Below are 12,710 nucleotides of genomic sequence, written 5' to 3'. Positions count from 1 at the left end.
GGTGCCGGAAATGACGCCTGCCGAGATCAGCAGGATTGACGCCGCGCACATTTGGCATCCCTACAGCACGATCGGTGCGGGCGCGCAAGCTCCCGTCGTCGCCGTCGGCGCCCACGGCGCCTATCTGACGTTGCAGCACGACGGCCGCGACGTCGACGTCCTCGACGCGATGGCCTCGTGGTGGACCGCCATCCACGGGCACGGCCATCCCGCGCTGGATGCGGCGATCACCCGGCAGCTGGCCACCATGAACCACGTCATGTTCGGTGGGCTGACCCACGAACCGGCCGCACGCCTTGCCGAGCGGTTGGTCCAGCTCACCCCCGAGGGCCTCGAGACCGTGTTCTTCAGCGACTCCGGCTCGGTGTCGGTGGAGGTTGCGGTGAAAATGGCGCTGCAGTACTGGCGCAGCCTCGGCCGCGGCGCCAAGCACCGGCTGATGACGTGGCGGGGCGGCTACCACGGCGACACCTTCACGCCGATGAGCGTGTGCGACCCCGACGGGGGCATGCACGAGCTGTGGACCGATGTGCTCACCCCGCAGGTGTTCGCCCCGCAGGTGCCGTCGAGCTACGACCCCGGCTACAGCGAGGCGTTCGAGAAGCGGCTGGCCGAACACGCCGCGGAGCTGGCCGCGGTGATCGTCGAACCCATCGTGCAGGGCGCGGGCGGGATGCGCTTCCACGACCCGCGCTACCTGACCGACCTTCGTGAGATGTGTCGCCGCCACGACGTGCTGCTGATCTTCGACGAGATCGCCACCGGCTTCGGCCGCACCGGTGAGATGTTCGCCGCCGACCATGCCGGCGTCACCCCGGACATCATGTGCGTCGGCAAGGCGCTCACGGGTGGTTACATCACGCTGGCTGCCACCCTGTGCACCCGCGACATCGCGCACACGATCAGCACCAACGAACCCGGCGCGTTGATGCACGGGCCGACCTTCATGGCCAACGCGCTGGCGTGCGCCGTCGGGGTGGCGTCGGTCGAGGTGCTGCTCGGCGACGACTGGCGGGCGCGGGTGGCGGCCATCGAGGACGGGCTGCGCTCGGGGCTGGCGCCCGCCGCGACGCTGCGCGGCGTCGCCGACGTCCGGGTGCTGGGCGCCATCGGCGTCATCGAGATGGACGCGCCGGTGGACCTGCGGCTGGCCACGCCCGTCGCGATCGAGCACGGGGTGTGGCTGCGCCCGTTCCGCAACCTCATCTACGTCATGCCGCCCTACATCTGCACGCCTGAGGAGATCGCGCAGATCTGCTCGGCGATGATCGCCGTCGCCCGTGCACTAACCTGAACGGTGTTTAATTGTCGGCCCGGCCGACGTGTTTAATTGTCGGCTCTGGAGGTGCCCGTGACCCGCGCAGGGCTTTCGCCGCTGGCGTGGCTCGATGACGTCGAGCAGCAGCGCCGCGACGCCGGGCTGCGCCGGTCACTGCGCACCCGCCCGCCCGGTGCCGGCGGGGTCGACCTGGCGTCGAACGACTACCTCGGGCTGGCGCAGCACCCCGACGTCATCGACGGCGCGGTGGCCGCGCTGCGCACCTGGGGCGCCGGATCGACCGGCTCGCGGCTGGTCACCGGCAACACCGAGCTGCACGAGGCGTTCGAGAAGGCGCTCGCCGAGTTCGTCGGCGCGGAATCTGGACTGGTGTTCTCCTCGGGCTACACCGCGAACATCGGCGCGGTGGTCTCGCTTTCCGGGCCCGGGTCGCTGTTGGTCTCCGATGCGCTGACGCACGCATCGCTGGTCGACGCCTGCCGGCTGTCACGGGCCAGGGTGGTGGTGACCCCGCACCGGGACGTCGCCGCGGTGGAGGCAGCGCTGGCCGGCCGCGACGAGGAACGCGCGGTCGTCGTCACCGACTCGGTGTTCTCCGCCGACGGCGTGCTCGCCCCGCTGCCGGCGCTGCACGACGTCTGCCGCAGGCACGGCGCGTTGCTGATCGTCGACGAAGCTCACGGGCTGGGGGTGCGCGGGGCCGGCGGACGCGGTCTGCTGCACGAGGTCGGGTTGGCCGGGGCACCGGATGTGGTGATGACCACGACGATGTCGAAGGCGCTCGGCAGCCAGGGCGGCGTGGTGCTCGGGCCCGCCGCGGTGCGCGATCACCTCATCGACGCCGCCCGGCCGTTCATCTTCGACACCGGCCTGGCACCCGCGGCGGTCGGGGCGGCATGGGCCGCGCTGAACGTGTTGATCGCCGAGCCGTGGCGCGCCGAGGCGGTGCTGGCCCACGCGCAGACGCTGGCGTCGGTGTGCGACGTGCCGACGCCGCCGGAGTCGGCGGTGGTCTCGGTGATCCTCGGGGAGCCGGAAGTTGCGCTGGGCGCCGCGGCGGACTGCCTCGACCGCGGGCTGCGGGTCGGCTGTTTCCGCCCGCCGACCGTGCCCGCGGGCACCTCGCGGCTGCGCCTGACCGTGCGGGCGTCGCTGTCCGGGGACGAGATGGCGCTCGCACGTGAGGTTTTGACCGACGTGCTGCAACACGCCCGCCGGTGAGCACGCTCGTCGTCACCGGAACCGACACCGGCGTCGGCAAGACGGTGGCCACCGCGGCGCTGGCGTGTGCGGCGCGGCTGGGCGGCGTCGACGTCGCGGTGTGCAAACCCGTGCAGACCGGAAGCCCGCGCGACGACGACCTCGCCGACGTGGCGCGGCTGTCCGGGGTCACCGCGCTGCACGGCGGCTGGCGCTACCCCGAGCCGCTCGCACCCGTCGCCGCCGCGCGCCGCGCGGGCCAGGCGCTGCCGACCCGCACCGAGCTGGTCGAGTCGGTACGCGATGTCACCGCGCAACTCGTCCTCGTGGAGGGCGCGGGCGGGCTTCTCGTGGAGCTCGGGGAGGGGGGCGTGACCCTGCGCGACGTCGCAGCGGATCTGGGTGCGCCGGTGCTCGTCGTCGCCGCCGCAGGGTTGGGCACGCTCAACCACACCGCGCTGACGCTGGAAGCCCTTGATAGGCACGGTATTTCATGCGCCGGGCTGGTCATCGGCGCGTGGCCGGCAGCGCCTGGCCACGCCGAGGAGGGCAACCGGGAAGCGCTGGCGGCGTTGGCGCCGCTGCGCGGTGTGTTGCCCGCGGGCGCGGGGGCGTTCAGCGCGGCGCGGTTCGAGGCCATGAGCGACGGTGTGTTCGACACCGACTGGATCTCCGGGCTGGTGTGATGGTTCATTCCATCGAACTGGTCTTCGACCCCGACACCGAAGCGGTGGTTCGTGACATCTGGGATGCGTTGCGCAACACCGGAATTCCAAGCCAGGCACCGGCCAGCCGGCCGCATGCCACGCTGACGGTCGCCGAGCGGATCGACCCCGCAGTCGATGCGTCGCTGTCTCCGCTGATGAGTCGGTTCCCGATGCCGTGCGTCATCGGGGCGCCGCTGTTCTTCGGCCGCGCCAAGGCCGTGCTCGCCCGTCTGGTGGTGCCCACCGTGGCGTTGCTCGACGTGCACGCCGAAGTGCATTCCCGATGTATGCCGCACCTGCACCCAGGCCCGACGCCAAATGCATTACCCGGCGCGTGGACCGCGCACGTGACCATGGCGCGGCGGGTCGTACCCGCTCAGATGGGCCGGGCGGTGCGGATCGCGGGGAAGCCCGCGGAGATCAAGGGCGCAATCGTGGGGTTACGTCGCTGGGACGGCAACGCCAAGCGCGAATATCCGATTTGAGGCGTATCCCCCGATCGGTGGATGCGACGTCATCCCCACAAAGGGCCGATCGGCTGAGGAAACCTCGCGCCTTTTCCCTTCACGCTGAGAAGCGGCCGACCTTCGGCATCCAGTTAGGGAACAGGAGAGAGATCATGAACGCACATCATCCGGCCAAGCGCGCCGCGCGCTGGGCGCTCGGGGCCGTGGCCGCCGCCGCGGTTGCGGGCGTGGTGCAATTCGCTTCGACGGCGACCGCCGCCGCCGATGAGGACAACGCCGATCCGCGTTCGGCATCGTCATCGTCCGCGTCGGGTGGATTCGACATGACACCGACCGATCCAGGGTCCGCGACGTTCACACCCTCCGAACGGCCGGCAGGCGGCCTCACCGGTGGCCACGGCGATCGGGGCGATCTGGTCGGGATTCCGGACGGACCGGTCAACGTGGGTCCGGCTCCGGTCGCGGAGACCCCACCGGACGTCGTCGTGCGCCTCGATGAACCACCCAGCCCGGTCTTGGCGCCCAACGTCGGTGATTGGTACGACGCCCTAGACGACGGACTTCGACGCGGTCGCTGATGAAGCCGCGCCGCGGATGCCGTTGACGAGCACGCCCAACCCGAAACGGAACCGTGCGTCGGCGTCGTCGGCGAGCACCGACTGCTCGTCGGGCAAATCCGCCCCGGCGGCGTCCCACTGCAGCCGGGACTGCTCGTCGACGGTGAAGCCCAGCACGTAGTAGACGACCGTGCGGGCGGCCAGTTGAGCATGCGCTGCGTCCAGGCCGGTATCGGCCGCCGCGGCGGCAAGCGCTGCCAGAACCTGCTTCATCACCTCGGACTGGCCTGCGGCGAAGCTGGCCGAAACCAGCTCGGCGCCGTCGGTGTGGGAGAGCAGGGCGTTGCGCAGCCGAATGCAGACGTCGACCACGCCCACCGCCGCCTGCACACCGTCGAGCACCCGGTCCGCGACCGCGCCCAGAAGTTCCTGCTTGTTGGCGAAGTGCCAGTACAGCGCGCCAGGGGAGACATCGAGCTCACGAGCCAGCCGGCGCATCGTCAGGTCGGCCAGCCCGTAATCGTCGAGCAGCGTCGCCGCGGTCTCGACCACGTCGCGTTTGGTCAGCTGCACGCCCGTACCCTAACCTGAACACCGTTTAAGACGAGAGGTGATCCGTGAGCGACATTCTGGCAGTGGCCCGCGAGCAGGTGCTGGAGCGCGGCGAAGGCCTCGACCAGGAGCAGACGCTGCAGGTGCTGCAGCTGCCCGACGATCGGCTCGACGAACTGCTGTCGCTGGCCCACGACGTGCGGATGCGCTGGTGCGGTCCCGACGTCGAGGTCGAGGGCATCATCAGCCTCAAGACCGGCGGATGCCCGGAGGACTGCCACTTCTGCTCTCAGTCCGGACTGTTCGCCTCGCCGGTGCGCAGCGCCTGGCTGGACGTGCCGAGCCTGGTGGAGGCCGCCAAGCAGACGGCCAAGACCGGGGCGACGGAGTTCTGCATCGTCGCCGCGGTGCGCGGACCCGACGAGCGCCTGATGGCTCAGGTCGCCGCGGGCATCGAGGCGATCCGCAACGAGGTCGACATCCAGATCGCCTGCTCGCTGGGCATGCTGACCGAAGACCAGGTCGAGCAGCTCTCCGAGATGGGCGTGCACCGCTACAACCACAACCTGGAGACCGCCCGCTCGTTCTTCACCAACGTCGTCACCACCCACACCTGGGAGGAGCGCTGGGACACCCTGCAGATGGTCCGCGAAGCCGGGATGGAGGTCTGCTGCGGCGGCATCCTCGGGATGGGCGAAACCCTCGAGCAGCGTGCGGAATTCGCCGCCAACCTCGCCGAGCTCGACCCGCACGAGGTGCCGCTGAACTTCCTCAACCCCCGGCCGGGCACCCCGTTCGGCGATCTGGAGGTGCTGCCGGCGGCCGAGGCGCTCAAGGCGGTCGCCGCGTTCCGGCTCGGGCTGCCGCGCACCATGCTGCGGTTCGCGGGCGGTCGGGAGATCACCCTCGGCGACCTCGGCGCCAAGAAGGGCATCCTGGGCGGCATCAACGCGGTCATCGTGGGCAATTACCTGACCACGTTGGGGCGCCCGGCGGAAGCCGACCTGGAACTGCTCGACGATCTGCAGATGCCGATCAAGGCGCTCAACGCCACCCTCTGAGCCCGGCCTGTCAGACTTCATCCGATGGCGTTCAACGTCTACACGGGCGAACCCGACGGCACCTCGGTGCCGCCCGCGGCCCAGCTGGGCCTCGAACCGCCTCGGTACTGTGCCGAGTGTGGTCGCCGCATGATCGTCCAGGTGCGTCCCGACGGCTGGTCGGCCAAGTGCTCACGCCACGGTATCACCGACTCCAAAGACCTGGAGCTGCGATGAGCGCTTGCGGGAAGAGCCGAGGGCTGCGATGAACGGCTCACTCGAGAAGCAGAATTCGGTTGTTGCACCGCGGATTTCACGTGCCCGCGCGGCACTGACCGTCGTCGTCGGCTTGACGTTGGCCGGTGTGGTGGTCGGGGCGGTGTGGGCGTGGCTGGCGCCGGCGATCCACGGTGTCGTCGCGCTCACCAAGGACGGCGACCGCGTCAGGGCATATCTCGGCAACGAGGCCGACCACTTCTTCACCGCGGCGTTCCTGCTTCTCGGCATGAGCAGTGTCGTCGCTGTGGTGGCGGCGGTACTGGTGTGGCAGTGGCGCGCGCACCGCGGCCCGACCATGGTGGCGGCGCTGGCCACCGGCTCCGCGGCCGGCGCTGCCGTGGCGGCGGGCGTGGGGGCGGTGTTGGTGCGGTTGCGCTACGGGGTCATCGACGTCGCCGCCGCGCCGATCTCACCCGAACACCGCGTGCACTACGTCGTCGAGGCGCCGCCGGTGTTCTTCGCGCACTCGCCGCTGCTGATCGCGTTGACGATCGTGTTTCCCGCGGCCGCCGCGGCGCTGGTGTACGCGCTGATCGCCGTCGCGACGCCACGGGACGATCTAGGGGCGTGGCCGCCGGTCGACGACCAGCAGGCCGGTGTTGTCACAGCGGACGGCGCTCTACCGTCCGCCCCGTCATCACCTTGACCGCGATCTTGGCCAGCCGCGCCATCCCGACGTAGGTGATCGGGTTCAGCAGCGTCGGCCACGTCGTCCGCACCAGGTGCTCGTTGACCGGCTTGCCTTCGAACCGGTCGATCAGCCAGCGCAGCGCCATCGGCGCCGACATCGGGTGCAGCAGCATGTGCTCGCTGAACATGTCCCGATGGTAGGTCACCGACGCGCCGCCGGACTGGTACGCGTGGGCGAGCTCGTCGATGTCGTCGACGGACACGATCCGGTCATGCACCGCCTGCACGACCAACACCGGGGGCGTGGGCACCGCGGTGCCCAGCTTGATGCTGTCGAACACGTGCTTGACCTCGGGCGTGTCGAGGATCGCCTCCAGCGGCGGGTCGACCAGCTGGTCCATGTCCATGCCGATGAGCCGGAGCACCGCATGCGCGGTGGTCATGTCCTGCACCCGCAACAGCATCGCCTTGCCCTCGTCGGTGGTGTGCTCCTGGATCACCCGGTGCAGGTCGGGATAGACATGCGACAGTGCCGCCACCACCATCGCGGGCAGGCCCGCGTAGAAGCTGCCGTTGAGCCTGCGGAAGGCGCTGCCGAGATCGGCGACCGGTGAGCCGAGCACCGCGCCCACGATGTTGAGCTCGGGCGCGTACTCGCCACACATCTCGGCCGCCCATGCGGACGCCAGACCGCCGCCCGAGTAGCCCCACAGCCCGACCGGCGCCGATTCGTCCAGGCCGAGCCGATCGCAGCTCACCGCGGCCCGTAGGCCGTCGAGAATGCGGTAGCCCGGCTCATACGGGGTGCCCCAGATGCCGCGCGAGCCCTCGTGGTCGGGCACCGACACCGCCCAGCCCTCGGCCAGCGCCGCGGCGATCAGGAAGAACTCGAACTGCGCGAGCGCACCCGGTGCCACGGCCTTGCGGCGCAGGGCATAGGACGGGAAGCAGCGGGACGTCACGGCGTCGATCGCGCACTGATAGGAGATGACCGGCAGCACCTTACGGTCGGCCCGCTGGGCGGGAACGATCACCGTGGTGACGCTCGCCTCCGGGTTCCCGTTGAGGTCCGTGGTGCGGTAGAGCAGCTGGGTGGCGGTGAACTTCTGCGGGATCAGCCCGAGAAACGCCAACTCGACGTCACGGCTGCGCAGCACCGTCCCCGGTACCGCGTGCTGGAAGCCCGGAGGCGGTTCGTAGAACGGGTCGTCGGCGGGCAGCTTGGGACGGCGACCGCGCACCAGCTCCTCGTGCGGAGCATGGCCGATCCACTCGGCACCTGCTGCCGACGCGACGCTGCCAAAGTTCATTCCGCCATTCATACCTTAAGAAAGTCCTAAGAAGCTAGTCCGGCTCGGCGGGTGGTCGCAGTGCGGCGAACTCGTCGGTGACGCGGTAGCGCGCGTCGGCGAACCTGTACAGGGCGGCGGGCCGGCCGCCGCTGCGCCCCGACCGCGCGGTGGTGCCGGTGCGGGTGATGACCTTGCGCCGCTCCAGCACGCGCTGCAGGTTCGTGGCGTCGACCTGATGGCCGAGCGCGGCATGGTAGATGTCGCGGAGCGTGGACAACGCGAATTCGGTTGGGGCCAAGGCGAACCCGATGTTGGTATAGGACAGTTTGGCGACCAGCCGGGTGCGGGCGTGCGCCACCATGGGTCCATGGTCGAACGCCATCGGTGGCAAGTCGGCCACCGGGTGCCAGCGGGTGTCCGGCGGTAGTTCGGGCGTCGCGGGGGAGGGCACCAGCCCCAGGAAGGTCGACGCGATGGTGCGCACGCCGGGCACCCGGTGCGGATCGGAGAACACCGCGAGCTGCTCGAGGTGAGCGATTTCACGAAGGTCGACCTTCTCGGCGAGCTGGCGGGAAACCGAGCTGGTCAGGTCCTCGTCCGCGCCGAGCCGACCCCCGGGCAGCGACCACTTGCCCCGCTCGGGATCCAGTGCCCGCTGCCATAACAGCACGTGAAGCGCCGGTTTCGTGGATTCGTCCTGGGGAGCAACGCCCCGAACCTGGAACACGACGGCGAGCACTTCGTGCGCGGTGTTACTATTGCTCATGTTTTCGATTGTAAGTCGAAAACCCCGATACGGGATGGAGGAGACACCGTGACGGTTCTCGACCGTATGCCCGCCGACAATCTGGCCAGCCGGATCACCGATGGTGAGACCGGCTACTCCGGCGTCGACGGCGACGAGGAATGGGCCGCCGAGATTCGTCGGCTGGCCGATCTTCGGGGCGCGACGCTGTTGGCGCACAACTACCAGCTGCCCGCCATCCAGGACGTCGCCGACCATGTCGGTGACTCGCTGGCGCTGTCGCGCATCGCCGCCGAGGTGCCCGAGGACACCATCGTGTTCTGCGGCGTGCACTTCATGGCGGAGACCGCCAAGATCCTGTCCCCGGACAAGACCGTGTTGATTCCGGACCAGCGTGCGGGCTGCTCGCTGGCCGACTCGATCACCGCCGACGACTTGCGGGCCTGGAAGGCCGAACACCCCGGCGCGGTGGTCGTCTCCTACGTCAACACCACCGCGGCGGTGAAGGCCGAGACCGACATCTGCTGCACGTCGTCCAACGCGGTCGACGTCGTCGAGTCGATCCCGGCCGACCGTGAGGTGCTCTTCTGCCCGGACCAGTTCCTCGGCGCGCACGTCCGGCGGGTGACCGGGCGCGAGAACATCCATGTGTGGGCCGGCGAGTGCCACGTGCACGCCGGCATCAACGGCGACGAGCTCGCCGACCAGGCCCGCAACCACCCGGAGGCCGAGCTGTTCGTCCATCCCGAATGTGGTTGCGCCACTTCGGCGTTGTATCTGGCCGGTGAGGGATCGTTCCCCGAGGACCGGGTGAAGATCCTGTCGACCGGGGGCATGCTGGAGGCGGCTCGCGACACCGGCGCGCGCCAGGTGCTGGTCGCCACCGAGGTCGGCATGCTGTACCAGTTGCGCCGCGCCGCACCGCAGGTCGACTTCCAGGCCGTCAACGACCGGGCGTCGTGCAAGTTCATGAAGATGATCACCCCCGCCGCCCTGCTGCGTTGTCTGGTGGAGGGCAAGGACGAGGTCGACGTCGACCCCGAGACGGCCCGGCTGGCGCGGGCCAGCGTGCAGCGCATGATCGAGATCGGCCAGCCCGGCGGCGGCGAATGACGCGTCCCGTGGCCTGCGGCTCCGGGCCGTGGCCGGGCCATTGGCAGCAACGCGCCGACGTCGTCGTCATCGGCACCGGGGTCGCAGGCCTCGTCGCGGCCCTGGCCGCGCACCGTCACGGCCAAAAGGTGATGGTGCTGAGCAAGACCGACCAGTTGTGGGGGACCACCGCCACCTATTTCGCCCAGGGCGGCATCGCCGTGGTGTTGCCCGAAGCGCTACGTGAGGACGGCGACTCGATCGAGGCGCACGTCTCCGACACGCTCGCGGCCGGCGCGGGCCTGTGCGACCCCGAAGCGGTCCGCTCGATCGTCGCCGACGGCCACCGTGCGGTCAGCGAACTGGTCGGTGCGGGAGCCCGGTTCGACGAAAGCGCCGCGGGGCGTTGGTCGTTGACCCGCGAGGGCGGCCATTCGCGACGGCGCATCATCCACGCCGGAGGCGACGCGACCGGCGCCGAGGTGCAGCGCGCCCTCAACGGCGCCGCCTCCGTGTTGGACATCCGGCACAACCACACTGCGATCGAACTGCTCTGCGACGACGAGGCGGTCACCGGCGTGCTGGTGCTGAGCGACGACGGCCCCGGCGTCGTGCACGCGCCCTCGGTGATCCTGGCGACCGGGGGCCTCGGCCACCTCTACTCGGCCACCACCAATCCGGCAGGGTCGACGAGCGACGGTGTGGCGCTGGCGATATGGGCCGGGGTGCCGGTCGCCGACCTGGAATTCGTCCAGTTCCACCCGACCATGCTGTTCGACCGGAACGCCGGTGGCCGACGGCCGCTGATCACCGAGGCCGTTCGCGGTGAAGGTGCCGTCCTGGTCGATTCCCGTGGCGATTCCGTCACCGAAGGGGTGCACCCGCTGGGCGATCTGGCGCCGCGCGACGTGGTGGCCGGGGCGATTCACGCCCGGCTGGAGGAGACCGGCGACGAGTGCGTGTACCTCGACGCGCGCGGGATCGGCAATTTCACCGCCCGGTTTCCGACCGTGACCGCCGCGTGCCGGGCAGCGGGCATCGATCCGACCGTCGAGCCGATTCCCGTGGTGCCCGGTGCGCACTACAGCTGCGGCGGCGTGATCACCGACGTGCACGGGCGCACCGAGATGGCGGGGCTGTTCGCGGCCGGCGAGGTGGCGTGCACCGGAATGCACGGCGCGAACCGGCTGGCGTCCAACAGCCTGCTCGAGGGGTTGGTGGTCGGCGGACGTGCCGGAAAGGCCGCCGCCGCACACGCTTTGGCAGCCGGCCCGGTCACGGCGCAGCGGCCCGAACCAGCGCCACGCCGCGCACTGCGGCGGGCGGACCTGCAGCGGGCGATGTCGCGGTACGCCTCGGTGATGCGCGACGGTACCGGTCTTGGCGTGCTGGCCAAGGAACTGGACTGCGCGCCGCACCGAATTCTCCGCTCGCGCACCGATTTCGAGGATGCCGCATTGACCACCACCGCGGGCGCCGTGGCTGCGGCCGCATCGGCTCGTACCGAGTCCCGCGGTTGCCATCACCGCCGGGACTACCCGACCACCGATCCTGCGTTGGCGCGCAGCCTCGTCGCGGCGGTGGCCTGCTGCTGATGGAGCTCACCGCCGACGAGTTGACCGAGGCGCGCAGGGTGATCGCCCGCGCGCTCGAAGAGGACCTGCGCTACGGGCCGGACGTCACCACGCTGGCCACGGTGCCCGCCGACGCCACGACGACGGCGTCGATGGTCGCACGCGAGGCGGGAGTGGTCGCGGGCGTGGATGTCACGCTGCTGGTGTTGGACGAGGTGCTCGGCACCGACGGCTACCAGGTGAAACATCGCGTGCCGGACGGGGCGCGGCTGGAACCCGGCGCTGTGGTGCTGGCGGTGGAGGCGCCCACGCAGGGCCTGCTGACCGCCGAGCGGACGATGTTGAACCTCGTCTGTCACCTCTCGGGAATCGCGACCACGACCGCGGCGTGGGTGGACGCGGTGTCCGGCACCAAGGCCAAGATCCGCGACACCCGCAAGACGCTGCCGGGCCTTCGGGCCCTGCAGAAGTACGCGGTGCGCGTCGGCGGCGGCGTCAACCACCGCATGGGGCTGGGGGATGCGGCGCTGATCAAGGACAACCACGTGGCGGCGGCCGGTTCGGTGGTCGCCGCGCTGCGGGCCGTGCGCGCGGCAGCGCCGCAGCTGCCGTGTGAGGTCGAGGTCGACTCGCTCGAACAGCTGGATGAGATCCTCGGTGAAGACCTGGGTGACGAGGCGCTGATACTTCTGGACAACTTCCCGGTGTGGCAGACGCAGATCGCCGTGCAGCGGCGCGATTCCCGCTCACCGGCAACCAAACTGGAATCTTCCGGCGGGCTGTCGCTGGCGACAGCCGCGGAATATGCGGGCACCGGCGTGGACTACCTGGCCGTCGGCGCCCTCACCCATTCGGTGTCGGTCCTCGACATCGGCCTGGATCTCTAGTCGACGTCGGCGACGAAGACGCCCATCTTTCGGGACTGCAGCCGGGCCGGGAACGGAAGTCCTTCGGCGTCGCCGCCGGCAGGCACGATCCGCGGGTTGGTGATGTGCACTGTGCGCGAACCGAACACGACCTCGGCCCCACCTGCGGCGAGGACGTTCTTCACCCAGTCCGTCTTGCCGTGGCCGAGCACGATGGCAAGCGTGTTGCCTTTGCGGAACGGGGTGACCGGGGTTTCGTAGATCCTGTTCGACTTGCGTCCGCGGTGCCTGATCGTGGCGACCCCCGGCATGAACCGCGCAATGCGCTTGACGACGGGGTTCATGTACTTGATCTGCAGGCGCTCGAACGCAGGCGGATAAACCATCGGAACGCCCGGGGCGTTGTTGGGGTGGTCCTTGGCGGCCATGA

The 12,710-nt window shown here is 70.0% G+C and carries 15 protein-coding genes; 11 read left to right on the top strand and 4 right to left on the bottom strand.

What is annotated here, in order from left to right; translation table 11 throughout:
• Position 1 precedes the first annotated feature (1 nt).
• From G6N28_RS25010 to G6N28_RS24990, 5 genes are all read left to right on the top strand, one after another.
• The gene (locus G6N28_RS25010; RefSeq protein ID WP_163905079.1) at positions 2-1,294 is read left to right on the top strand and encodes an adenosylmethionine--8-amino-7-oxononanoate transaminase; all 1,293 of its coding nucleotides are present in this window, start codon (positions 2-4) and stop codon (positions 1,292-1,294) included.
• Positions 1,295-1,351: 57 nt separating this feature from the next.
• Positions 1,352-2,500 (top strand): 8-amino-7-oxononanoate synthase, encoded by a 1,149-nt coding sequence (locus G6N28_RS25005; RefSeq protein ID WP_163906608.1) that lies wholly within the window; start codon positions 1,352-1,354, stop codon positions 2,498-2,500.
• Positions 2,497-3,165 carry a dethiobiotin synthase gene (bioD, locus tag G6N28_RS25000; RefSeq protein ID WP_163905077.1) on the top strand — a complete coding sequence of 223 codons (669 nt, stop codon included), beginning with the start codon at positions 2,497-2,499 and terminating at the stop codon, positions 3,163-3,165. Before G6N28_RS25005 ends, bioD begins: the two co-directional genes overlap by 4 nt.
• On the top strand, positions 3,165-3,671 hold the full coding sequence (locus G6N28_RS24995; RefSeq protein ID WP_163905075.1) for a 2'-5' RNA ligase family protein: 507 nt from the start codon (positions 3,165-3,167) through the stop codon (positions 3,669-3,671). Before bioD ends, G6N28_RS24995 begins: the two co-directional genes overlap by 1 nt.
• 134 nt (positions 3,672-3,805) lie before the next feature.
• Entirely contained in the window at positions 3,806-4,231 is a 426-nt protein-coding gene (locus G6N28_RS24990; protein WP_163905073.1) for a hypothetical protein, read from the top strand.
• Here G6N28_RS24990 and G6N28_RS24985 read toward each other — a convergent pair.
• On the bottom strand, positions 4,202-4,783 hold the full coding sequence (locus G6N28_RS24985; RefSeq protein WP_163905071.1) for a TetR/AcrR family transcriptional regulator: 582 nt from the start codon (positions 4,781-4,783) through the stop codon (positions 4,202-4,204). The genes G6N28_RS24990 and G6N28_RS24985 overlap by 30 nt on opposite strands.
• Positions 4,784-4,827: 44 nt before the next feature.
• On the opposite strand from G6N28_RS24985, the gene bioB reads away from it, so the two are divergent.
• The 3 genes from bioB to G6N28_RS24970 are packed head-to-tail and all read left to right on the top strand — an operon-like array spanning position 4,828 to position 6,727.
• On the top strand, positions 4,828-5,823 hold the full coding sequence (gene bioB, locus G6N28_RS24980) for a biotin synthase BioB (RefSeq protein ID WP_163905069.1): 996 nt from the start codon (positions 4,828-4,830) through the stop codon (positions 5,821-5,823).
• 24 nt (positions 5,824-5,847) lie between these two features.
• Positions 5,848-6,039 (top strand): biotin synthase auxiliary protein BsaP, encoded by a 192-nt coding sequence (gene bsaP / locus G6N28_RS24975; RefSeq protein WP_163905067.1) that lies wholly within the window; start codon positions 5,848-5,850, stop codon positions 6,037-6,039.
• Between the two features lie 28 nt (positions 6,040-6,067).
• Positions 6,068-6,727, top strand: coding sequence for a DUF2567 domain-containing protein (locus G6N28_RS24970; RefSeq protein ID WP_163905065.1), 660 nt, complete (start codon positions 6,068-6,070; stop codon positions 6,725-6,727).
• Here the strand turns inward: G6N28_RS24970 and G6N28_RS24965 are convergent.
• Positions 6,684-8,021: a lipase family protein gene (locus G6N28_RS24965; RefSeq protein WP_163905063.1), complete on the bottom strand. Its 1,338-nt coding sequence runs from the start codon at positions 8,019-8,021 to the stop codon at positions 6,684-6,686. The genes G6N28_RS24970 and G6N28_RS24965 overlap by 44 nt on opposite strands.
• A 34-nt stretch (positions 8,022-8,055) precedes the next feature.
• A complete protein-coding gene (locus G6N28_RS24960) occupies positions 8,056-8,769 on the bottom strand; it encodes an NUDIX hydrolase (protein WP_163905060.1) in 714 nt (237 codons plus the stop codon).
• 66 nt (positions 8,770-8,835) lie between these two features.
• Between G6N28_RS24960 and nadA the strand changes: the two genes are divergently transcribed.
• Genes nadA through nadC form a run of 3 tightly spaced genes read left to right on the top strand, consistent with a single transcriptional unit; the run spans position 8,836 to position 12,301 of the window.
• Entirely contained in the window at positions 8,836-9,861 is a 1,026-nt protein-coding gene (nadA, locus tag G6N28_RS24955; RefSeq protein ID WP_163906607.1) for a quinolinate synthase NadA, read from the top strand.
• Positions 9,858-11,435, top strand: a complete 1,578-nt coding sequence (locus G6N28_RS24950) for an L-aspartate oxidase (protein WP_163905058.1) — start codon at positions 9,858-9,860, stop codon at positions 11,433-11,435. The genes nadA and G6N28_RS24950 overlap by 4 nt, the downstream gene beginning before the upstream one ends.
• Positions 11,435-12,301 (top strand): carboxylating nicotinate-nucleotide diphosphorylase, encoded by an 867-nt coding sequence (gene nadC / locus G6N28_RS24945; protein ID WP_163905056.1) that lies wholly within the window; start codon positions 11,435-11,437, stop codon positions 12,299-12,301. Before G6N28_RS24950 ends, nadC begins: the two co-directional genes overlap by 1 nt.
• Here the strand turns inward: nadC and G6N28_RS24940 are convergent.
• Positions 12,298-12,708: a nitroreductase family deazaflavin-dependent oxidoreductase gene (locus G6N28_RS24940; protein ID WP_163905054.1), complete on the bottom strand. Its 411-nt coding sequence runs from the start codon at positions 12,706-12,708 to the stop codon at positions 12,298-12,300. The genes nadC and G6N28_RS24940 overlap by 4 nt on opposite strands.
• Between the last annotated feature and the right edge of the window lie 2 nt (positions 12,709-12,710).

Origin of the sequence: Mycolicibacterium pulveris (assembly GCF_010725725.1) — a bacterium.
GTDB lineage: Bacteria > Actinomycetota > Actinomycetes > Mycobacteriales > Mycobacteriaceae > Mycobacterium > Mycobacterium pulveris.
Note: the sequence above shows the minus strand (reverse complement) of the source record. Positions and strands in the feature narration are given on the sequence as shown.